This window comes from Streptomyces sp. NPDC046203 (genome assembly GCF_040646255.1).
In the GTDB taxonomy this organism is placed as follows: Bacteria; Actinomycetota; Actinomycetes; order Streptomycetales; family Streptomycetaceae; genus Streptomyces.
In genome coordinates this window covers 98,498-120,155 of the sequence record NZ_JBEYZX010000017.1, presented here as the reverse complement: position 1 = coordinate 120,155, position 21,658 = coordinate 98,498, and the positions used below count along the sequence as shown (strand labels likewise).

General features: G+C 72.0%; 19 protein-coding genes and 1 tRNA gene. 8 read left to right on the top strand and 12 right to left on the bottom strand.

The genetic code is table 11. The features are described from left to right. Window positions 1-37 precede the first annotated feature (37 nt). Complete coding sequence (locus ABZ990_RS16085) at window positions 38-574, bottom strand: hypothetical protein (protein ID WP_361231225.1); 537 nt, start codon at window positions 572-574, stop codon at window positions 38-40. A gap of 255 nt (window positions 575-829) precedes the next feature. Continuing rightward, complete coding sequence (locus ABZ990_RS16080) at window positions 830-1,480, bottom strand: helix-turn-helix domain-containing protein (protein ID WP_361231223.1); 651 nt, start codon at window positions 1,478-1,480, stop codon at window positions 830-832. Between the two features lie 215 nt (window positions 1,481-1,695). On the opposite strand from ABZ990_RS16080, the gene ABZ990_RS16075 reads away from it, so the two are divergent. Next, window positions 1,696-3,069 carry a transposase gene (locus ABZ990_RS16075; RefSeq protein ID WP_361231221.1) on the top strand — a complete coding sequence of 458 codons (1,374 nt, stop codon included), beginning with the start codon at window positions 1,696-1,698 and terminating at the stop codon, window positions 3,067-3,069. Window positions 3,070-3,416: 347 nt separating this feature from the next. Here ABZ990_RS16075 and ABZ990_RS16070 read toward each other — a convergent pair whose 3' ends face one another. The 4 genes from ABZ990_RS16070 to ABZ990_RS16055 all read right to left on the bottom strand — a co-directional run bounded on the left by ABZ990_RS16070 (window position 3,417) and on the right by ABZ990_RS16055 (window position 6,018). Next, window positions 3,417-4,172 (bottom strand): glucose 1-dehydrogenase, encoded by a 756-nt coding sequence (locus ABZ990_RS16070; protein WP_361231233.1) that lies wholly within the window; start codon window positions 4,170-4,172, stop codon window positions 3,417-3,419. 118 nt (window positions 4,173-4,290) lie between these two features. Then, on the bottom strand, window positions 4,291-4,989 hold the full coding sequence (locus ABZ990_RS16065) for an HAD family phosphatase (protein ID WP_361231220.1): 699 nt from the start codon (window positions 4,987-4,989) through the stop codon (window positions 4,291-4,293). Window positions 4,990-5,030: 41 nt separating this feature from the next. Continuing rightward, window positions 5,031-5,174, bottom strand: coding sequence for a hypothetical protein (locus ABZ990_RS16060; protein WP_361231218.1), 144 nt, complete (start codon window positions 5,172-5,174; stop codon window positions 5,031-5,033). Between the two features lie 214 nt (window positions 5,175-5,388). Next, on the bottom strand, window positions 5,389-6,018 hold the full coding sequence (locus ABZ990_RS16055) for a ScbR family autoregulator-binding transcription factor (protein ID WP_361231216.1): 630 nt from the start codon (window positions 6,016-6,018) through the stop codon (window positions 5,389-5,391). 123 nt (window positions 6,019-6,141) lie between these two features. On the opposite strand from ABZ990_RS16055, the gene ABZ990_RS16050 reads away from it, so the two are divergent. After that, the gene (locus ABZ990_RS16050; protein WP_361231214.1) at window positions 6,142-7,146 is read left to right on the top strand and encodes a ScbA/BarX family gamma-butyrolactone biosynthesis protein; all 1,005 of its coding nucleotides are present in this window, start codon (window positions 6,142-6,144) and stop codon (window positions 7,144-7,146) included. Between the two features lie 182 nt (window positions 7,147-7,328). On the opposite strand, the gene ABZ990_RS16045 is transcribed toward ABZ990_RS16050, so the two are convergent. Together ABZ990_RS16045 and ABZ990_RS16040 are read right to left on the bottom strand one after the other, a co-directional pair. Continuing rightward, entirely contained in the window at window positions 7,329-7,832 is a 504-nt protein-coding gene (locus ABZ990_RS16045) for a hypothetical protein (protein WP_361231212.1), read from the bottom strand. Between the two features lie 299 nt (window positions 7,833-8,131). Beyond that, window positions 8,132-9,106 carry a zinc-binding dehydrogenase gene (locus ABZ990_RS16040; RefSeq protein WP_361231210.1) on the bottom strand — a complete coding sequence of 325 codons (975 nt, stop codon included), beginning with the start codon at window positions 9,104-9,106 and terminating at the stop codon, window positions 8,132-8,134. Between the two features lie 116 nt (window positions 9,107-9,222). Here ABZ990_RS16040 and ABZ990_RS16035 point away from each other — a divergent pair, with 116 nt between their 5' ends. Both ABZ990_RS16035 and ABZ990_RS16030 read left to right on the top strand, forming a co-directional pair. Then, window positions 9,223-9,825, top strand: a complete 603-nt coding sequence (locus tag ABZ990_RS16035; protein ID WP_361231208.1) for a TetR/AcrR family transcriptional regulator — start codon at window positions 9,223-9,225, stop codon at window positions 9,823-9,825. Between the two features lie 326 nt (window positions 9,826-10,151). Then, window positions 10,152-10,224: transfer RNA gene (locus ABZ990_RS16030), tRNA-Arg, on the top strand. A gap of 153 nt (window positions 10,225-10,377) precedes the next feature. On the opposite strand, the gene ABZ990_RS16025 is transcribed toward ABZ990_RS16030, so the two are convergent. Beyond that, complete coding sequence (locus ABZ990_RS16025; protein ID WP_361231206.1) at window positions 10,378-11,415, bottom strand: DUF6215 domain-containing protein; 1,038 nt, start codon at window positions 11,413-11,415, stop codon at window positions 10,378-10,380. Window positions 11,416-11,727: 312 nt separating this feature from the next. Here ABZ990_RS16025 and ABZ990_RS16020 point away from each other — a divergent pair, with 312 nt between their 5' ends. Continuing rightward, complete coding sequence (locus ABZ990_RS16020) at window positions 11,728-12,837, top strand: winged helix DNA-binding domain-containing protein (protein WP_361231204.1); 1,110 nt, start codon at window positions 11,728-11,730, stop codon at window positions 12,835-12,837. A gap of 142 nt (window positions 12,838-12,979) precedes the next feature. On the opposite strand, the gene ABZ990_RS16015 is transcribed toward ABZ990_RS16020, so the two are convergent. After that, window positions 12,980-14,671, bottom strand: coding sequence for an MFS transporter (locus ABZ990_RS16015; protein WP_361231231.1), 1,692 nt, complete (start codon window positions 14,669-14,671; stop codon window positions 12,980-12,982). Between the two features lie 357 nt (window positions 14,672-15,028). Continuing rightward, entirely contained in the window at window positions 15,029-17,347 is a 2,319-nt protein-coding gene (locus tag ABZ990_RS16010) for a D-alanyl-D-alanine carboxypeptidase (RefSeq protein WP_361231202.1), read from the bottom strand. Window positions 17,348-17,565: 218 nt separating this feature from the next. Here ABZ990_RS16010 and ABZ990_RS16005 point away from each other — a divergent pair, with 218 nt between their 5' ends. The 3 genes from ABZ990_RS16005 (at window position 17,566) to ABZ990_RS15995 (ending at window position 19,999) form a co-directional block, all read left to right on the top strand. Next, window positions 17,566-18,273 carry a GPP34 family phosphoprotein gene (locus tag ABZ990_RS16005; protein ID WP_361231200.1) on the top strand — a complete coding sequence of 236 codons (708 nt, stop codon included), beginning with the start codon at window positions 17,566-17,568 and terminating at the stop codon, window positions 18,271-18,273. Window positions 18,274-18,693: 420 nt separating this feature from the next. Further along, a complete protein-coding gene (locus tag ABZ990_RS16000) occupies window positions 18,694-19,566 on the top strand; it encodes a helix-turn-helix transcriptional regulator (protein ID WP_361231198.1) in 873 nt (290 codons plus the stop codon). 232 nt (window positions 19,567-19,798) lie between these two features. Further along, window positions 19,799-19,999 (top strand): DUF397 domain-containing protein, encoded by a 201-nt coding sequence (locus ABZ990_RS15995; protein ID WP_361231196.1) that lies wholly within the window; start codon window positions 19,799-19,801, stop codon window positions 19,997-19,999. 267 nt (window positions 20,000-20,266) lie between these two features. On the opposite strand, the gene ABZ990_RS15990 is transcribed toward ABZ990_RS15995, so the two are convergent. Beyond that, window positions 20,267-21,385, bottom strand: a complete 1,119-nt coding sequence (locus ABZ990_RS15990; RefSeq protein WP_361231194.1) for an ADP-ribosylglycohydrolase family protein — start codon at window positions 21,383-21,385, stop codon at window positions 20,267-20,269. Window positions 21,386-21,658: the final 273 nt, after the last annotated feature.

Below are 21,658 nucleotides of genomic sequence, written 5' to 3'. Positions count from 1 at the left end.
GACCCGCTGCCCCTCGATGTAGGCCACGTGTTCGTGGTCAGGCGTTTCGATGAGCAGCGGGGTCGTGCAGCTCGGCCAGGGTCGGCGCGTCGAGCCCGGGGTGTTCGGCGAGGGCGTTGTGCAGGATCGCGGCGCCGCTGCCGGGCAGTCCGGTGACGAAGAGCGGGGCCCGGATGTCGTTGAGGGCGATCTCGGGCCGGTCGCGTAACAGCCGGATCATCTGCTGCTGCTTCATCAGTGCGGACACCAGTTCGATACGGGCTGACCCGCGCCCTTCCGGGTGCAGATCGGCCTCGGTGTCCAGGGAGTGCAGCAGCCGGTCCAGCGCGGGCAGGAAGCGCAGCCCGACACCGTCCGCCCCGCCGACGTCGCCGGGGTCGCCGTCGGCGTCGCTGTCGTCCCGGACCCGCTCCAGCAGGTCGTCCACGGCGAGGACGTCACGCCCGCGGCCGCCCGCGCGACCGGGCGGCCGGACCGTTCCGACGGCCCCCGCCGTGCGCACCGAGCCGGCCGGGCCCACCGGCCCCGCCGCTCCCGTCGTTCCCGCCGATCCCTCGGTACGGACGGTCCGCACGGTCGTACCGGGAGCCCGCGACGGGGCCGTGCCGCCCCTGCCCCACGCGGGGCCGCCCCCGGATCCGCCCCAGGGAACAGCCGACTCGCGTGCGAGGACAGGAGGTTCGCTCCGTGTGCTCACCGATCCACCTTCCAGATACGTGCGGGACTTCCCTTGGATCCGTACGCGCGCCGTGCCCCCGACCTGCCCTGTGCCGCCCCCGTGCTGCCCCGTCCTGCCTTCGTTCCCGCTGTGGGGCCACCCCTCAGGGGATCACTCCGCCTCGGGCGGCCCGGTCAGGCTGGGCAGGACGAGCGCCCAGAGACGGGAGAGGTGCTGTTCCACGCTGTCGCCGCCCCCGTCCCGGTCCCCGTCGCCGTCGCCGCCCCTGGCCGGCAGGCCGGGCAGCGGCCCGCCGAGGCGGGACTCGGCGCCCGCCACGAGGTACTCGGCGAGGAGCACCACATCGTGCTCGCTGACGGCCGGATCGAGCCCGTCCCGGCCCGCGCGGGCGAGGGTCTCCGTCACGGCCGGCAGCCAGAGCGTGGTCCAGGTGCCGTCCCCGTCGGGCAGTTCGCGCCACAGCCGTACGGCCGCCCGCGCCACCTCGTCGTCCTCGAGCAGCCGCGCGAGGTCCAGGGTCAGGGCGACCACGGTGTCCAGCGGCGGCGTCGCGGCGTCGGCCGCCTCCGCCACGCGGGCGCGTACGGCGGCGTCGCCGCGCGCCCGCACGGCCTGGGCCAGGTTGGCCTTGGCGGGGAAGTGGAAGGTGAGGGCGCCGATCGAGATTCCGGCGGCTCTGGCCACCCGGCTCAACGACGTGCCCTCGTACCCCGCACGCGCGAACTCGCCGGCCGCCGCGCGGACCAGGGACTCGCGGGTCCTCTCGGCCCGCTCCTGCTTCACCATCTGGTTCTTCTCCATCCCCCGGTCCCACACCGACCGGCCTGTCGCCCCAACAGCCACTTTGGGCACCGGCCGCGTGCCGGACAACGCCGACTTCCGAAAGTCGGCCCCCGTGTCCCCCCGCGTAGGCGGGACTTGGCCAAGTAGCGATCGGGCCGTTCACGGACTACAAAAGAAAACGAACGTTCTCTATTCTTTCTGGAGTCAGGCACGCATCACGGGGAGGGAACGCCATGCCACAGCCCCAGGAACACCGGCTGCCCGGACTCCAGGGCCGCGGACTGGCCGGGGTGCGGGAACACCGGCTGCCCGAGCTGGTCGAGGACGCCTCGATCACCTCGTACACCGAGACCGTCTTCGGCCATCTGCGCCGCGCGGACCAGCGGCGCTGGGCCGCCGCCTTCGTGGCGGGGGTGCTCGCGACGCCCGGCCGGAAGTCGGTGAAGCGGCTCGCCGCCCAGCTGCACGCCGGCCCGACGGCCGCGCAGTCGCTGCACCAGTTCGTCAACGCCAGTCCCTGGGACTGGAATCCGGCCCGCCACGAGCTGCTGCGCCTGGCCGAACGCCGCTCCCGGGTCCGCGCCTGGACCATCGGCGTCGCGGTGCTGCCGAAGCGCGGCAACCACTCCTGCGGTGTGCACCAGCGCTTCGAACGAGCCACCGGCCGGACCGTCAACTGTCAGGTGGGAATGGGCTTGTTCCTTTCCTCGGACAGCGCGCACATCCCCGTCGACTGGCGGCTGCTGCTCACCAAGGAGTGGCAGGTGGACCAGGAGCTGCGGGCCCGGACCCGCATCCCCGACACCGAGCCGCACCGCTCCCCCACGGAGCAGATACTCGACCTGGTCGACACGCTCACCCCGCTCACCGGCCGCGATCCGGTCCCGGTGGTCGCCGACATGAGCAACCACCCGACGGCCGGTTCCCACCTCGCGGCCGAACTGACCGCACGGGGAAGGGACTTCGTCATAGCCGTGCCGCACGGACTGCCGGTCGTCCCGGAGGGCCAGCGGGGCGCCTCGCCCGGGTCACCGGACGGGGTGCTCTCCGCCGGGCAGCTCCTCCAGCTGCTCTCGCCCAAGGGGACACCGTCCACCGCGATCGACTTCACGCACGGACCGCAGCACCAGCGCGGCGCGGCCGGATCGCCCGGAGTCCCCGGATCGCTGGGAGCCCCCGGGACGCCCGGGACGCTCAGATCGCCGGGGACGCTCAGATCACCCGGCGGGCTCGGCTCGCTCGGGTCGCCGCGCGCCGATCGGCTCGTCTCCGCACTGGTGCGACTGCCCGGCCGGCACGGCAACTCCCTTGGCCTGTACCGGGTGTTCGCGCGCTGGCGGCCCGGGATCCCCGGCGTCGGAAGGATCTGGCTCACCACGCTGGTGAACCCGCGCCTGCACGATCTGCTGCCCCTGGTGCAGTCGCAGTCCGGCACCATCGCCGCTCTCACGGACCTCACCGAGCACTACGGTCTGCGCGACTTCGAGGGGCGGTCGTTCCCGGGCTGGCACCACCACATGACGCTGGCGTCCGCCGCGTACGCGTACGACCGGCTCGTCGCGCCGGGCCGCGCGGCGGCCCGGCAGCCGGCCCGCCGGATCGCCTGAGCGGGACGTACCGCCCTGGTGCGGCGGGGCGGGGCGCCTGTGCGGGGCGTGCCGCCCGGGTGCGGCGGGGCGGTACGACCATCCGGGGCGCGGCGCCTGTGCGGGGCGCGGCGCCTGTGCGGGGCGCGGCGCCGGAGCGCGGTGCGGAGCCTGTGCGCGGTGCGGCGCGCGGGGCAGGGCACCGGCGCGGCACCCGGGTGCGGCACGCGGCCGCCGCGTACCGCCCGGGCGCGATGCGCCGCGAGCCGTCCGGGGCTCCCCCACGGGGCCCCGGCCGGCTCGCGGCGCGTCAGTGAACTGCCGGGCGGACGACGCCAGACGGGCAACAGGCGGACGTCACACGGACCTCACGCGCCCGTCCAGCCTCCGTCGACCGGCACCGCCGCGCCCGTGACGAACGAGGACCGCTCGCTGAGCAGCCACGCCGCGGCCTGCGCGACCTCGACCGGGTCCGCCATCCGCTTCTGCATGGAACGGGAGACGAAGCTCTCCTCCAGGGAAGGAGTGTCGTTGAGTACCTGCTCCATGAGCTCCGTCCGCGTGCTGCCCACCACCAGGGCGTTCACCCGGATCCCGCGCTCGCCGTACTCGTGCCCGCCCGCCTTCGTCAGGCCGATCACCGCGTGCTTCGCCGCGATGTACGAGGCCGTGGCACCCGTCGCGACCACGCCCGCGCAGCTCGCGGTGTTGACCACGGCGCCTCCTCGGCCGTCCGCCAGCATCGCCCCGATCTGGGCCTTCATGCAGTTCCAGACACCCCGCACGTTGACGTCCATGACCTGGTCGAAGACGGAGTCGTCGGTCTCGTGCAGCGGGGTGCCGGCGGTGGCCCAGCCCGCGTTGTTGAAGCCGCCGTCGAGCCGGCCGTACGTGCGCACCGCGGCCTCGACGACCCGCGCGACGTCCGCGGGGACGGTCACGTCGCCGGCGACCGCGAGGGCCCTGCCGCCCGCGCCCGTTATCTCCTCGGCCAGCTTCTCGATGGACCGCTCCCGGCGCGCCATGACGACCACGGCCGCCCCTTCCGCGGCGAACAGCCGTGCGGCGGCCGCGCCGATCCCGCTCGACGCTCCGGTGATCATGATCGTCTTGTCGGCCAGCATGCCCTGCCCGCTATTGGTGCCATGGGTTCCGTTGCTGCCGTGTGCGCTGTTCATAGGTGGTGAGGTCCTCTCGTATCCGCTGGAATCGGGCTCGGGACGTACGGGGTTCGTATGGCCGTCAGTTCGCGCTCGCGGCGGGCCAGAGCGTGCCCGCGGCTGCCTCCGCGTCGAGCGTCCGCAGCAGCTCCTCGTCGATCGCGTCGAGCGAGTCGACGATGTGCCGCACCTCCAGCTCCTTCATGAACGTGCCCTGGAAACTGCTGGGATGGCCGATGAACGGAACGCCGAGCGTCTTGGCCGCCTCGGCGACCCGGGCGACGTCGTCCACGAACAGCGCCTCGTCGAGGCCGAGATCGAAGACGTCCATGACGATCTCCTTGATGCCCGGCCGGAAGGAGTCCGTGCAGACGTAGCCGGGGCCGTCGAAGAGGTGGGCCCAGGCACCCAGATGGGTGTCGAAGTGGGGCTTGCTCAGACCGCCGTAGCAGACCACCTGGACGCCCAGGCTCCGTACCCGCTCGATCAGTTCGGGCGCGCCGGGGTTGGGGGCCACCGGGTGGTCGGCGACATGGCGGGCGCGCTCGGCGAAGTAGATCTCCAGGGCTTCCTCGCCCGTGATGTCGAGGCCGGCCGCGCGGGCCATCTCGCCGCCCGCGACACGGCGCGGCTGGGAGAGGATGCGGCGCTCGGTCTCGGCGTCGTACACACCACCCCGACTGGTGACGAAGTTGCCGATGACGGGGCTGAACGTGTCGTTGAGCAGGACACCGTCGATGTTCAGCGCCACGAGGCGCAGGCGGTCCAGGGGCCGGTTCATGGTTCGTCCTTGTCCGAGTCGGGTTCAGGCAGATGGAACGGTCATGGGTGGTGCGCCGCCGGGCAGGTTCGCCGCCGGTCGTGCTCGTACTCGTGCTGGTGCTCGTGCTCGCGCTCGTACTCGCGCTGGTGCACGCGCTGGTGCTCGTACTCGTGCTTGCCGGAGGGGGCGGGGGTCGGGGCCACGGTCGTTCGGGGACCAGGCGATCGGGGCCGTATCGGATGGAGGGTCGTCGCGGATCGGAGCCGTAATGGATCAAGGTCTTCAGGGGTCGGCATCCTCGCCGATCCGGGCCGCCGCCGACGGGTTTTTACCGGATCCGGTGGATCACCGGCCGGGCCTCCCCGGCCGGTGACCCGGCGCCGCGATCGCGGGGCCACGCCAACGGGCCCCGGAACATCAGGCGTTGACGGCGATCTCCCGCGCCTCGCTGATGTCGGTCCGGCCGATGCCCTCCGGCGTGGCGATGGCGGGCATGAGCAGCCGCCACATGCCGCGCGTCCGGGCGGGCAGGTCCTCGCGGCCGTTCGCCAGGAGGGAGTACTCCTGGAGCCCGGTACACGCGGACACGATGAACTCGGCGAGCTCGGGGACGTACACATCGGTGCGAACGTCACCCACGTCGCGGCCCTCGACCAGGCACTCCTCCATGATCTGGGCCCACTGGCGGTACGGGGTGATGTCGTCGAAGCCGAAACCCGTCTGCTCACTGGTGAGCCGGACGCCCGCGCGCAGCATCAGGTCGGTCCGCAGCTTGTGCGACCAGACGAGGGTGATGTCCACCAGCCGCTGCAGACCCTTTGACTCCAGGGCGGGCACTATGCTCGTCGGCTGCGCCCGCATGACGGCCAGGGCCAGCGCTTCCTTGTTCGGGAAGTGGAAGTAGACGGCGCCGAGCGTCACTCCCGCGCGGTTCATGATCTCCCGCATCCCGGCGCCGTTGTAGCCGCGCTCGTCGAACACCTCGGCCGCCGCCCGAAGGATCTCCTCACGGGTCTTCTGTGCCCGCTCCTGCTTGGGTTTCGTCATCAGTTCCGTACCCTCCCTCGACAAACAAAAAGAACGACCGTTATTTTACGTGACGTGGTTCTGGGAGACCAGAGCCCGCGCACTTCGCACGGGCATCGACGGCACTCATCCCTGGGGGGACCCATGACTCTCGCTCCGTTCGCTTCGGCCGCTCCGCTCGCTCCGCTCACCCGGACCACGTCCGCACCGAACCTCCAACTCCGGCCTGTTCCGCAGGAGTTGGTCCACAAGCTGGATGGATCCGAGGTCCTTCTCACGGGCTGGGCACCCGCCGGCGAGGACCGCGTCACGGTCACCGCCCAATGGCCGCGCACCCACGCCTTCTACGCCCCCGCGGCCGGGAACCACGACCCGATGCTGCTCGCCGAGTCGCTGCGCCAGTGCCTGCCGCTGATCTCGCACGCGGTCTACGACGTGCCGTTCGGCCACCACCTCATCTGGCAGCACTTCTCCTTCGAGGTCGACCCCGACTCGATGTGCGTCGGCGGCGGCCCGACGGATCTCCAACTCCGGATCACCTGCTCCGACATCACCCGGCGCGGCGGCCGTCTCGCGGCGCTCACCATGGATGTCGACATCCTGCGCGACGACTGGCCGGTTGCCACGGCGCACACCCGGTTCAGCTGCAACTCGCCCGCGATATACCGCCGTCTGCGCGGCGAGCACTACACGGAGCCCGGCAGCGCCTTTCCCGTTCCGCCGGGCCCTTCGGCCCCGGTGGTGATGCCCGTCCTGGTGGACCGGGAGCAGCCCGGTGACGTCGTGCTCTCCCCCACCGCGGTGCCGGACCAGTGGCAGCTGCGCGTCGACACCTCGCACCCCGTCCTGTTCGACCACCCCGTCGACCACGCGCCGGGCATGCTGCTCCTCGAAGCCGCCCGGCAGGCGGCCCACGCACTCCACGGCCCCTTCGCGGGCGAGGTCACGCCGGTCCGCTTCGACTCGGCCTTCTTCCGCTACGTCGAGTTCGACTCGCCCTGCCTCATCACCGCCCGGGTGGAGCCGGCCGGCTCGTCCCCGGAGGGGACCCGCTGCGTCTCGGTCACCGCGATCCAGGAGGACGCCACGGCCTTCACCTGCCGGGTGACCATGGCGGAGCGCACCGGCACCCGCCATCTGCGCCACTGACGACGGCAGTTGGGGGCGCGGGGGTCGATACGGGGGTCGATGCATGGGTCGACGCGGGGCCGCCACCCCGCGGAGACGGCGAAGGGCCGGGCCGCACCCTTCGGTGCGCCCCGGCCCTGCCCGGGATCAGCCGGCGATCCCGCTCCGTCGTCTCGATCAGCCGTCCCGCTCAACGATCCCGATCAGTGATTGACGTCGACGACGATCCGGTTGGGAGCGGTCAGCTTGAAGACCTTGTAGGAGGAGTGCGGCCCGAGGGCCAGCCCGAAGGTGTTGCCGTCCTCGAAGCTGTACACCAGCGCCTGCCCCTTGAGCGAGGGGAAGGCGAAGGACGCGGAGCGCGGACTCGTGTACGTGGACTGCCAGTTCAGATCGTTCGCGTACGACGGCATCACATGGACCTTGAGATACGAGTCCCCCTTGATCGGCACCTCGGTCTGCGAGCCCTCCTCGCCCCAGTACAGCGGAGTCGTCTGCTCGCTCGTGGTCCAGCCGGGGATGGTGCCCTGACCGAGATCGATGACGAAACGGTCGTACGTGTCGTGCGTCGCCGCCCGCACCCCGAGCACGCATATGCCGGCGCAGACGGGCTCCGTCCCCACCGCCGCCGCTGCCGAGGTGGTGCCGAGCAGCGTGGCGGCCAGGACCGCGGAGCCGGTCAGGGTGCCGAGTGCCGTCTTGCGCATGAATACTCCTCAGGGGATTCGAGTTCCACAGGCAACGCGAAGAGCCCGGGGAGCCGGCCCGCGAGGATTCCGGCCGCGTGCGGGAAGCCGCGACGGCGCGCGCCGCTCGCGCCAGGCCGGAACCATCCAAACAGCAGCCCGCCGGACGCCTCAATGGATCTTCCGGACAACGTCGGTCCGGCGGGACACTTGACGGCACTCCGAGCCGGGTGACCTCGACCAGGAGAGATACGGGGCGCGTTTCGAGCGGCCACACCCGGGAACACTGGGACTCCCCTGCCGCATGCCGGCCCATCCGCCTACGGAACGACCAGCACCCGACCCAGCTGCGCGCGGCTCTCCAGCAGCCGGTGCACCTCGGGCGTCTCGGTCAGCGGCAGCCGGGCGTGGACCGCCGCGCGCAGCAGTCCCCGGGTCGCGTACGAGGTGAGCTCGGCCTGGTCCTTCCGGGCGCGCTCGGGGTCGGCCGCGTACGCGGCCAGGAGGGAGAAGCCGGTGACGGACCTCAGGGCGAACAGGTCGGCGACGGGGACGGCGCCGAGCTCGCCGCTCGCGGCTCCGTACGTCACCAGTCGTCCGTAGGGGGCCAGGACGTCCAGGCTGCGGCGCATGATGTCGCCGCCGACGGCGTCGAGGACGACGTCCACGCCGCCGGACGAGGCCGCGCGGACCTGCTGCGGCCAGTCCTCGTCGGTGTAGTCGACGCCGGCGTCGGCGCCCTGGGCGCGGGCGAAGTCCAGCTTGGCCGCCGTACTCGCGGTGGCGATGACCGTTCCCGCGCCGAGCACCTTCGCGAGCTGTACGGCGAGGTGACCGATGGCGCCCGCGGCCGAGTGCACCAGCACGGTCTCACCGCGGGCCGGCCGCCCGGCGCGCAGCGCGCCCAGGGCCACCGGAGCCATCATCGGGAGCGCGCCGGCCGTACCGATGTCGAGCCCGTCGGGCACCCGGACGAGCCCCGGCTCGTCCACGAGGACGAGGTCGCCGAACGCGTCCTCGGAGGCCGCGGCGACCCGCCGTCCGATCAGGTCCGGGTCCGCGTCCGGCCCGACCGCCTCGACCGTGCCCACCACGTCGCCGGTGAGGGGCCGGGGTAAGGGGCGCCGGTAGAGCTCGGTCTGGATCATGCCGCGCCGGAGCTGGGTGTCCACGAAGTTGGCGCCGATCGCTTCGGCCCGGATGAGCACCTGTCCCTTCTCCGGTACGGGGGCGGGGACTTCTTCCAGGGTGAGGACTTCGGGGCCACCGTGGGAGTGGTAGCGGATGCGTCGCATGACAGATCTCCTTGGACGGGTCGATGCCCTAAACTGGACCAGCGGTCCAGTTCGGCGACCGTACTGGACCGCCGGTCCAGTTGTCTATGGACCGGTCCCGGACGAGGAGAGAGCAGATGGCGGAAGTCCGCCGCGAACGCGCCGACGCGGCACGCAATCGGCAGGCGATCCTGAAGGCCACCGAGAGCCTCCTCTGCGAGCACCCCGCGGAGCAGGTCTCGATGGAGCGCATCGCCGCCGCGGCCGGGGTCGGGAAGGGCACGGTGTTCCACCGGTTCGGCAGCCGCGCGGGCCTGATGCGCGAGCTGATGCTGGAACGGGCGCACGCCCTGCGCGAAGCGGTCGTGGACGGCCCCCCGCCGCTCGGCCCGGGAGCCCCGCCCCGGCAGCGGCTGCTGGCCTTCCTCGACGCGGTCGTGGACGTGGTCGGCCGCAACAAGGGCCTGCTGGCCGCCCTCGGCCAGGCGGTTCCCCACGACGCCCCGGAGGACTCGGCCGAACAGAGCTCGGTCTACTGGTTCTGGCAAGGCCACATCAGCACCCTGATCGCCGAGGAACGCCCCGACCTCGACGCCGAGTTGCTCGCCCACATCCTGCTCGGCGCCCTGCGGAACGGATCGGTTGTGCACCTGCTGGGGCAGGGCGAGACCCGGCGACTGACGGAGTCGTTGCGCCTGCTGGTCACCGGCGCCCTGGAGGCGCCGATCCGCCGGCCGTGAGGCGGCGGCAGGGAATCCGCAAGGCAGCACGGGAGGGCCCGGGCCCGAGGCCCGCGCTCGCGGACCGCCCCGGGGTCCCGGTGCGGCCGGACCCCGGACACCACCGCATCACCCCCGACCGCCCCGACAGCCCACCGCGCGGCAGAGCCCCCAGCGCACAGCCCGAACCCTCGGCGGGCCACATCCCCCATGCGGCGAGCAAGCCACCCGCTACACTGGCGGCGGCGAGCAGCCCCTCGCGGGCCGATCGCCAACCTGTCCAAGACACGTCAGAACCGGGCTTCATATGAAGCACCGATCGAGACACGTTTCGCGGACAGATCCCCGCCTTCGTAGCTCAGGGGATAGAGCACCGCTCTCCTAAAGCGGGTGTCGCAGGTTCGAATCCTGCCGGGGGCACAGTGGAAAGGGCCACCTACGATTTTTCGTAGGTGGCCCTTTCGCCGTTCTCGACCGGTATCGGGTATCGGCGCGGGCGCCCGCCGGAGGCCCGGGGCCCGGGCTTTCCGGCGCCGGGGCCTTCCGGTTCCCGAGGCCGGAGCCGGGGCCGTCTCAGTGGGCGGTGTGTCCGCCGGCCTTCGGGATGACCTTCTCGGCGATGGCGATCAGGGCGCCGTCGTCCGGGAGGGCTCCGGACTCGCTCCACACGGTGATCTCGTAGTAGCCGCCGTGGTCCTCGGGGGCGAGGGCCACCGAAAGCGTCCTGGCCATCGGGCCTGTATTGGTCCCTCCGGTGGATCCGGTGCTGCCGAAGTCGACCCGGAACTCCATGGTCCGGTCCGAGGAGAGGAACGCGGGCCGGCCGAGGACCTTGAAGGTCTTGATGTCCTGATCGTTCCCGTACTTGAGCAGCTTCACGTACTCGCTGGTCGACAGCCTGTTGTAGGTGGCCGAGACATTCACGGTGTACGTGGGGAACGAGACCTGGGCCTCGGGCCGGGCGACCTTCTCGTCGGTCAGCGGCGCGGTGCCGCTGGAGCCGGAGGCGGCGGTCGCGGTCTCGCCGGGCGATCCGAGGAGGCCGGCCAGGTCGGGCCGGTAGAGCGCATGGCACAGCTGGTCGCCGGTCACCGGCCGGGGCGTCTTCTCGTACGCCTTGGGCAGTGCCTCGTGCGACACCTCCGGGCACGCGACGGGCTCCGGGGCGCGCTCGCCACCGGACTCCATCAGCTTGGGGATCCCCCACAGCGCGGCCGCGAACGCCGCACAGGCGACCAGGGCCGCGGCCACCTGGCCCCACATGTGGGGTTCCTTCTCCGGTACGGCCGGACCCACGGCCGGACCCGGACGCCGCTGCGCCACGGGCTGCGGCTGGGACGGGGGCTGGGGCTGGGACGGGGCGGCGATGCCGGCCATCGCCTTGGTCGCGGAGATCGCCGGTTCCGGTTTCCGGCGTGCGCGCAGGGCCTTGACCACGGCGTGGACGCGCACAGCGGTGAACACGAGGAACAGCGCGCCGATGCCCGCGCCCTGCCAACTGCGCTCGCTCACGGCGAGATACATGATGCGTACGCCGAAGACGGAGCCGACCACGATGAGCAGCGGCTCGCGGACCCAGAACGGCAGACGGCGGACGATGAATCCAAGCATTCGGTGATCTCACCAGAACCGGACCCCGAACACCATGGTGAAGATCGAAAATCTGGCGCGCACGGGCCGGGCGGGCCGGGCGGGCCGGGCGGGCCGCGCACGCCTCCCCTCGTCGGAGCAGAGGAAGCCGAAACAGGGAACACATGCGGTCCGTCCGCCGGTTGGCGGTCCACCGGAGGCATTCCGCGACGGCCGCGTCGCGCCGAGCCCGGGGCCGGGGCCGGGGGCGGGGCCCCCGGGCACCACCACGCTCGCCGGTCGTTGATGTCGATACGAGGCACCGCGAGGATCGGCACGAGGAGGACTCCACACATGGCGACGTCAGGGGATCCCGGCGTACTGGACCGCAGAACACTCAACCGGAGCCTGCTGACCCGGCAACTGCTGACCACCCGAGCGGAGTTGTCCGCCTCGCAGGCGCTCGGCCACCTGGTCGGCATGCAGTCCCAGGCGCCCAACCCGCCCTACATCGGGCTGTGGACCCGGCTCGCCGGCTTCCGCACCGACGACCTGGCCCGCCTGATCAGCGACCGCGAGGCGGTCCGGCTCGTCCTGATGCGCGGAACGATCCATCTGGTCACGGCCGACGACTGCCTGGCCCTGCGACCGGTACTCCAAAACTCCCTGGAGCGGAGCCTCAAGGGAGCCTTCGGCTGCAAGCTGGAAGAACTCGACACCGCGCAAGTAGTTTCATATGGGCGTGAATTGGTGGAGGAGGAGCCGCTGACGCTCGGCGGGCTCGGAGCCCGGCTCGCCGAACGGTGGCCGGACCGCGATCCGTTCGCCCTCGCCAACGCCGTACGCAATCTGGTGCCGCTCGTCCAAGTACCCCCTCGGGGCCTGTGGGGCGAGAGCGGCCAGGCCGTGCACACGACCGCCGAGTCCTGGCTCGGCCGGCCACTCGCGGCCGACACCGCGCCGGACACCCTGGTCGAGCGCTATCTGGCCGCGTTCGGCCCGGCCACCGTCAAGGACATCCAGGCATGGTCCGGCATGACCCGGCTCGCCGACGCCGTCACCCGACTGCGGCCCCGGCTGCGCAGCTTCCGCGACGAGAACGGACAGGAGCTGATCGACCTCGCGGACGCCCCACTTCCCGACCCGGACACCCCCGTCCCGGTACGGTTCCTGCCCGAGTTCGACAACATCCTGCTGTCCCACGCCGACCGCTCCCGCATCATCACCGAGGAGCGTCGCAAGCGCGTCTTCACCCGCAACGGACTGATCAAGTCCACCTTCCTCGTCGACGGGTTCGTCAGCGGCCTGTGGCGCATCGAGCAGCACCGCACGACCGCGACCCTGCTCCTGGAACCGTTCCAGCAACTCCGGGCGCGAGACCGGGACGCGCTCGCGGCGGAGGGCGAGCGACTGCTGTCCTTCGCGGCGGCCTCGGCCACGACGCGGGATGTCCGGTTCGACTGACGGGGCCATGGGGAGCTGGGACGGGGGCGAGGGCGGGGGCGGGGGCGGGGGCGGGGGCGAGGGCGAGGGCGAGGCCCGGACGGATGGGTGGGTGGATGGGTCCGGCTGTCGGGGCCGCCGGCTCAGGCCGGCCGCGCACCCCTCAGCGCAGCTCCTCCGGGCACGCCGTCCCCCGCGTGAACAGCGCGTACGGCGACCCCAGCCGGTACACCCCCGCCTTCGGCGCCAGCAGCTCCGTCCACTCGTCGCCCTCGGCGTCCGCCTCCACGCGCAGCAGGCAGCCCGAGACATTGGCGTACTGCTTCGGCGGCTCCTCGCCCACCGCCGTCTTCCGCGCGCGCTTCGAGGCTTCCGTCTCCTCCGGTGCCTCGATGCGGGCGCCGTGTTCGTCGAGGAGGGCGAGCCACGGGGAGTAGGGGACGCGGATCCGGACGCGGCCCGGAGCGTCGACGCGGAGGACGACCTCGTTGGCCTCGGCGCTCTGGACGCGGGCGGGCGGGTCGGCGAGCGGGGCGGGGTCGGTGACCTCGTACAGGCGCCAGTTGGCGTCCGACCAGACCTGCTTGAGGTAGGGCAGTCCGCTCTCGACGAGTTCGGTCTCCCGCTGCCCGCCCGAGTCCGGGGCGCCGGTCGGCAGGACGACGTAGTGGACGGCCCAGCGGTCGAGCCACTCGTGGTAGTTGGCCGCGTCGAGGGTGTCGTCGTAGAAGAGCGGGTTGCGTTCGAGGTCGGCCTGCCGGTTCCAGCCGCGGGCCAGGTTGATGTACGGGAGGAGGGCCGAGGACTCGCGGTGGCTGGAGGCCGGGACGACCTCGACGCGGGACTGCTGGGCGCCGCGTACCTGGAGCTGGTTGACCAGCGGGGCCAGTTCGCGCGCCCAGGAGGCGTCCGGGGCGGTGCGGACGACGTCGTCGGCGGCCTTGAAGCCGATCCAGCCGTTGAGTCCGACGAAGGCCAGCACGAGCGCGAACCAGCGCAGCGAGCGCGGGCGCGTGTACGGCAGGGCGGCGAGCAGCACCACGCCCGCGAACAGCATCGCCATGCGCGAGACGTTGGTGCCGATCTGGGAGTCGACGAGCCAGGTGAGCAGGGTGCCGGCCGCGTACACGGCCGCCGCCACGCGCACCGTACGCCAGTCCTTCGGGACCAGGACGAGCACCAGCACGCCGAAGAGGAACGGCAGCGCCGTCGACATCAGGCTCATCGGCTGGGTGCCGGAGAACGGGAACAGCCACGCCGACAGCGCCACCACCACGACCGGCGCGAGGCCGAGGGCGTACGCGCCGGGGCGCCGCTTGTTGAGGAACAGCGCCGCCGCGACCACGCCCAGGAACAGGCCCGCGACCGGGCTGCACGCGGCCGCCAGCCCGGCGAGCGGCGCGGCGACGGCGGCCTTCGCCCAGCGCCGCCGGCGCCAGCGGTGCGGCCAGCAGAAGACGGCCGCGACCGCGCCGAGCGCGAACATCATGCCGAGGCCGAAGGTGACCCGCCCCGACACCGCGTTGCAGAGGAAGGCGAACACCCCGGCGAGCGCGCACATCAGCGGATTGCGTACGGCCCGTACCCGCACCAGGATCAGCGCGGTCAGTCCGGCGGACAGCGTCCCGGCGATCATCATCGTCGTGCGGACGCCGAGCACGGACATGAGGTACGGGGACACCACGCTGTACGAGACGGGGTGCATCCCGCCGTACCAGGCGAGGTTGTACGCCGAGTCCGGGTGCCGGCCGACGAACTCCGCCCAGGCGTCCTGCGCCGCCAGGTCCCCGCCGCTGTTGGCGAGGAAGAGGACCCACAGGAGGTGGGTGAGGGCGGCGACGACCGTCGTGACGATGACCGGGTAGCGGCGGGTGCGCCGCCAGTCGCGGCGCGCGCCCGCGAGGGAGGGTTCGACGGGCGGCCTCGGTGCCGGAAGGTCTACCGGAAGATCTATTCGCGAAGGCGAAGAGGGAGAGGCAGACGGAGGAGCGCCCACGGACGCGGCCCCGGAAGTGGAAGTGGACGCGGCCTCGGCGGCGCGTGTCGGCTCGGCGGTGGTCACTGCGGCCCTTTCCCGTGCTGCCTTCTCGTGCTGCCTTCTCGTGCCGCCTTCTCGTGTTCTGCGGCTGCCCCGCGGGGCCTTCCCCGCCTACCCGTACCCCCCGGGAACGCTAACAGCGGGCGCCCGGTGGTCCCCCGGGCGCCCGCCGGATCAGCCCAGTCGGGTCAGCTTCTTGCCGATGCCGGGCTGCGCCATGTCCGTCTGCAGCGCGACCGGCGCGGTGACGGGGTCGGCACCGGGGCCGGTGCCGACCGCGACCACGCCGACGATGTCACCGGCCTTGCCGGCGTGCGGCAGGTCCTTGTCGCCGACGCCCAGCCTCAGGTCCATCTTGAGGCCCGGCCAGCCGACGGCCTTGATGTCCTTGGTCGCGACGACCGGCGTACGGCCGTCGAAGCCGTCGTCCACGTAGCCGAGGACCTGCCCCTTCTTCACCACGGTGGCGGAGGTGACCACGTCCTGGGCCTCCTTGATCACCGTGTAGCTGTTGGTGATGGCGAGGTCCAGCTTGTCCGCGAGGATCTGCGCGTCCTGGGCGCCCATCACTATGCCGAGGATCCGGCGCTTCTCGCCGTCGACGACGGTGTAGGCCGCCCACAGCAGGTTGCCGCCGGCCGGCGTCGACGAACCGGTCTTGATGCCCGCGACACCCGGCTTCAGCAGGATCGTGTTGTTGTTCTCGATGCGGTTCGGGATGCCGTCGACGGTCACGTTCGGCATGTCGACGACCTCGCGGAACACCTCGTACCGCATGACCGCCTTCGCCAGCTTCAACTGGTCGAGCGGGGTCGACACGGTCGACGACTTCAGACCGGACGGGTCCGTGTACGTCGAGCCGGTCATGCCGAGGTCCTTGGCGGCGGCGTTCATCTTGTCGATGAAGGCCGCCTCCGAACCGGCGTCCCAGCGGGCCAGCAGCCGCGCCACGTTGTTGCCGGACGGGATCATGAGGAGCTCGATCAGCTCCTTCTCGGTGAAGCTCTGGCCCTCCTGGATGGGGGCCGTCGACTCGTCCGGGGACTTCGCCTGCTCGGCGGCGATCTTGTCGACCTTGATCCGCGGACCCTCGCCGTCCCCCTTGATGGGGTGGTCGCGCAGGATCACGTACGCGGTCATCGTCTTGGCGACGCTCGCGATCGGGGCCGGCTTCTGGGGGCCGTACGTCCCCATCGAGCCGACGCCCTCGACCTCGACCGCGCCCTGGCCCTCACCCGGCCACGGCAGCTTCAGCTCGCCGCCCTCGAAGGTGTACGAGCGCTCGGCGGAGAGCACCATCCGGGGGGCCGGAAGCGGGCGGACGAACTGTGCGACCGCGAAGACGATCAGGAGCAGCAGGACCAGCGGGGTCCAGATCTTCACCCGCCGCGCGGTCGTGCGCAGGGCCGTGTCCGGCGGCGGCGGGGTGTTGGTGAGCTCGGCGAGTATCTCCAGCGGGGGGCGGGGCGGCAGCGGCTGCTGCCGGGTCCGCTCGGCCTCGACGAGCGACGCCGGCAGGGGGACCGGAGCGGTGAAGTCGCCGGCGCCGGCCTGAGCCGGAACGGAGGCCGGGTCCGGGGCCGTCTTGCCCCCCTTCGGCTCCCGCTGCCCCTTCGGCTCCCGCTGCTCCCGCGACGGCTTCGACTGCTCCTGGGTGATGTCGCCCTGGAGCGGGCGGAAGGTGGACGCCGGGGGCAGCTTCAGGGCGGTCGTCGGCTGGTCGACGGGCTGCGGCTTGATGGCCTTGAAGACCGTGGTCGGGTGATCGACCGGTTCGTCGGCGGGCGCGGGCTTCTTCCCGGCCTCGGGGGCGGACGCGGGCGCGGGCACAGACACGGCGGCGGCCTCGGGAGCCGGCTTCGTCTCCGGCTGCGACTCCGGCTCGGGTGCGGTCTTGGACTGTACGGGCTTGCGCGTGGCGAACCAGGACTCACCGGTGCCGGGCTTCTCCGCGGCCTCCGGCTTCGGCCCCGGCGTGGGCTCCGCCGTCGGCTCGGACTCCGACTCGGACTCCGACTCGGACTCCGACTCGTCCTCGGCCCGCACGGCGGCCTCGACGGCCCACGTGGGCTTCCGGGCGCCCTCGGAGGCGGTCTTGGCGGCAGCGGCTGCCTCCGGCCCGTCCGCGGCGCCCGACGCCCCCTCAGACGCCTTGCCGGCCTTGCCGGTCGCCCCGGGCGCCTCACGCCGCTCCCCGGCTTCCCGGGGGTCCCGCGGGTCCCGGGGGTCCGACGGCTCGTCCTCCGGAGCCGTGCGCGGGGTCGGGGCCCTGAAGACCGCCGTCTTCTGATCCGCGCGGTCGGCGTGATCGGCCTCGTCCTGATCGACGCGCTCCTCGCGGTCTTCGCGGTCGACCCGGTCCGCCTGGTCCACGTGGTCAACACGGGTCACGTGGACCGCGCCCCCGGCGTGATCCTCGGTGTTCTCGACGACCGACAGCCGCGGGTCCTGGCTCTCGCCCTGCTCCGCCTTGTCGGGGAACTCGCCCGCCACCGTGCCTCCTCCATGCCGCATGCCGTAAACGGCCCAACAAAAAACGCCCGGACTCGTCCGGACGTCCGAACCATGTACCAGTGTCCTGTGTGACCCCTTGGCCCCCGTGCTAGACGAGAACGACATACCGAGAGGTTCCCGTACGAACCACCCAGGCACTCTCGACAGATGAATGTGAGAGGGGTCACCCTGTCATTCATCCACGCGGGGAGGCATGGATGGGCAGGAGCCGCAGAACACTTCCGGAGGAGCTTCTGTTGCTCGCTCTGGACCCGGCCACGGGTACCACAGCGCAGCCGCAGTCGCTCGACCTCGGCCTTGCCGGAGCACAGCTAGTGGAGCTGGCTCTGGCAGGTCGGATAGCCCCTGACGGGGATCGTATCGCCGTGGTGATGCCACGGCCGACCGGAGATCCGACGCTGGACTCCGCACTGGAGCTGCTGCGCAGACGCGGCTCTCCGGTACGGGCCGTGCACTGGATCGGCGGGCCCCGGCTGGGGCTGCGCCAGACGTATCTTTCGCATCTGGAACGCTGCGGCATGGTCCATGCCGTGGAGGGCCAGATGTGCGGGGTGCTGCCGACGACTCGCTACCAGGCGACGGACACGGCGATCAGCCGGGAGATCAGGGCCCGGCTGGACAGCGCGATCCGCACCGGCGTCCCGCCGGACCCGCGGACCGCGGCGCTCGCCGCGCTGGCCCACGCGGTCGGTCTCGGCAAGCATCTGTACCCCGGCAACGAGGGACGGTCGTCGCGGTCGCGACTGCGCGACCTGATCCGGCACGACCCGATGGGCGGCCTCGTGGCGCATGCCGTCCTCGACGTGCAGAACGGCGCGGGCGCGCAGCCCCGCCGGAGTACGACCGCGGGCGGCGCCGTGCCGTCCCAGCCACGTCGCGGGAGCATGGCGCGCGCCGCCATGTGACCGGACCGCGCGCACCCGGCCCGTGCCGGGTCCGCCGGTTCCCCTCACGACGCCCGCACCACCCGACGCACCACCTCGCGCGATCCGTACGACCCGCGTGACCCCGTACACCCCCGTACGGCCTCGCGCGGTCTCGTACATCCGGCACGCCGTACATCCGGCACGCCGTACGCCCCTCGCGGCCTCACGGCCGCGCACGGCCCGCACGTTCTCGCACCACCCGGCATCACCCGGCGCCACCCGGCGCCATCCCGATCATCCACACCGGGAGCCGCATGCGTGTGCGGGACGGTCGTCCTCATGACCGTCCCGTAACCGCATCTCTCGCCGTTTTCCAGCGCACACGGCACTTTTGGTGGCAGTCTGCCAAGCAGTAGATACTCACAGCTACGCAGGCCGACAGCCGGAGGTGCAGTTTCCGTGGCGTCCAGTGTCAACCCCACCGTCAGGCGACGCCGTTTGGGTCAGGAGCTGCGCCGGCTCCGGGAGGCGAAGAACATGACGGCCGAACAGGTCGCCGAGCGACTTCTCGTCTCCCAGTCGAAGATCAGCCGCCTTGAGAACGGCCGTCGTTCGATCAGCCAGCGCGATGTCCGCGACCTCTGCGGTGTGTACGAGGTCGAGGACGAGCGACTGGTCGATTCGCTCATGCAGATGGCCAAGGACTCGCGCCAGCAGGGCTGGTGGCACGCCTTCGGCGACATCCCGTACAGCGTCTACATCGGTCTGGAGACGGACGCGGAGAGTCTGCGGGTGTACGAGCCGCAGATCATCCCGGGTCTGCTCCAGACCCACGCGTACGCCGAGGCCGTGATCGCGGGCGCGCTGCCCGAGTCGACGCCCACCGACATCGAGAAACGGGTCCAGGTCCGCACCCGCCGCCAGGAACGGATCCGCAACAACGAACGCCCGCTCCGTCTCTGGGTGGTCATCGACGAGGCCGCGCTGCACCGCCAGATCGGCAGCCGGCGACTGATGGCCGAACAGCTGGAGCATCTGGCGGAGCAGTCCAGCCTGCCCCATGTGACCGTCCAGGTACTGCCGTTCCACATGGGCGCGCATCCCGGCATCAGCGGGCATTACGCGATTCTGGAATTCCCGGACACCTCCGACTCCAGTGTGGTCTACATCGAGGGCGTGACGAGCGACCTCTATCTGGAGAAGGCGCAGGATGTCGGCAAGTACAGCGTGATGTACGAGCACTTGAGGGCACAGGCCATGAATGCGGATGACACCCGGGTGTTCATCATGAATATGGCGAAGCAGTACGCCGACGGGGAACCGGACGTTTAAGGGCGACCCGGTCCGGAATGCCGTCAATCGGCGGCGAGTCGGGGAGAAAGCCCGCACGGTACACCCCCGACTCGCCCCGGTGTAAGGACAGTTGGAATATGGCATCCGGTCGAGTGAACGGCGGTCCCACTGGACGGGGCCGGACGGGTAGCGTCCCTCACGCCAAGGGAAAGACATTGGCACGTTCCCGTTCGCAGACCCCCTCCTATGCACAGAACCGGAGTTGAGCATCATGGCCATCATTCAGGGCGCGACCGACACCTGGACGAAGTCCTCCTATTCCGGCGGCAACGGCGCCTGTGTCGAGGTCAAGTCGCCGCTCGTGAGCGCGATCGCGGTGCGCGACTCGAAGGCGCCCGAGGGCCCCTCGATCTCCTTCGGACCGGAGTCGTGGAACGCGTTCGTGGGAGACGTGAGCGCCCGGGGCCTGTGACCCCCGGCCGCGCACCCCGCGCCGCCTGAAGCAGCACCCGCAGAACCCTGGAACACCAGCAGCACCGGCACCACCAGCAGAACCCGGAAACACCGGGAACGCACGAAGCAACAGAGCCCTCTCGACCGGTCCGCCGTCCTGGCCGAGGGGGCTCGGCTTTTTCCCGAAGCCGCCTCGGGCCCCCGGGTCCAGGCCCGGGCCCGGACCCCGGAAGCACCCGGCCCTCCGGCCTTCCGGCCCTCCAGCGCTCTCAGCCCCCGGACGCGCTCAGTCCCTCGGGTAGCGGGCCAGCCACCCCGGCGACGGGTTCGCCGGACCGTGCAGCGCGGGCCCCTGGGTCATCTCCATCGCGAAGTCGTCGGCCAGCTCCAGCACCGTGCCCCGGCCCTCCAGTTCGGCGAGCCAGGCGGGCGGCAGGGCCGTCTCCCCGTGCAGGACGCCGAGCAGGGCGCCGGTGAGCGCGCCCGTCGCCGCCGACGGGCCGTCGTGGTTGACCGCGAGCCGCAGCCCGTGCCGGACGTCCTCGCCGACCAGCGCCCCGTACACGGCCGCCGCCAGCTGCCCCTCCGCCCGGTCCTCGCCGGCCCCGAGCGCCGTCACCCGCTCCGCGTCCGGTACGCCTTCCCGTACGGCCGCCGACGCGGCCCGCAGGGCCTCGGTCACCGGCTCGTGGCCGGGGCGCGGGGCGATCTGGGCCAGGGCCGTCGCCACCCCGCCCTCCACGCTGTCGCCACGGGCCAGCCCGTGCACGACGACGGCGAAGGCGCCGGCCGCGAGGTACGCGGCGGGCGCTCCGTGGGTCTGTGCCGCGCACTCCACGGCGAGCTGGCAGACCAGTTGCGGTTCCCAGCCGACGAGCAGCCCGAAGGGCGCCGAGCGCACGAGCGCGCCGCAGTCGGCGGCGTCCGGGTTCTTGGGCCGGTCCAGGGTGCCGAGGACGTCGTCGCCGAGGCCAGTCAGACAGGCCCGGGCCGGGTCGCGACGGGCGTACAGCCACTCCTCGCGGGCCAGCCAGCCGAGGTCCGGGCGCCGTTCGTCGGGGCCCCAGTCGCGCTGAGTGGCCGCCCAGCGCAGATGGGCCCGGTGCACGTCGGTGGGCGGATGCCAGACGCCGGTGTCGCGGCGGACCTGGGCGCGGATCAGGCCGTCGACGGTGAAGAGGGACATCTGGGTGGCGGCCGTGACGGCGCCCCGGCGGCCGTACGCGGGGACGAGGTCGGCCAGCCCCTCGGGGCCGTGGGTCTCGCGCAGGGCGGCCAGGGTGCGGCCGTGCGCGCCGGCGCCGAGCGCGTCGCCGAGTGCGCCGCCGAGGAGACAGCCTCGTACCCGCGCGCGGAAGTCCTGCTGTTCGGCGCGGCCCCACACGGCCGCGGCTGTGGTGGTCACGACGTGCCCTCCCCCTGCGAGCTGCCCGAACGCCTGTGCTGTCTGTCGTTCGTCCAGCACTGTAGTAGACCGGGGGCGTCCCTTCAGGGCCCGGATCGTCATGGGAGGGGGCCATTCCGGTGAAGCCGTGGCGAAGTGACGCCACGTCGGAACAAAGGCCGCGGGCGATGACGCGCCCGCCACCACGCACGAAGCCGGGGCACCCGCGTACGGGTGCCCCGGCCGGTGCTGCCAAGCAGAATCGAGCCGAGCCGAATCAATTCGAAGCGGATC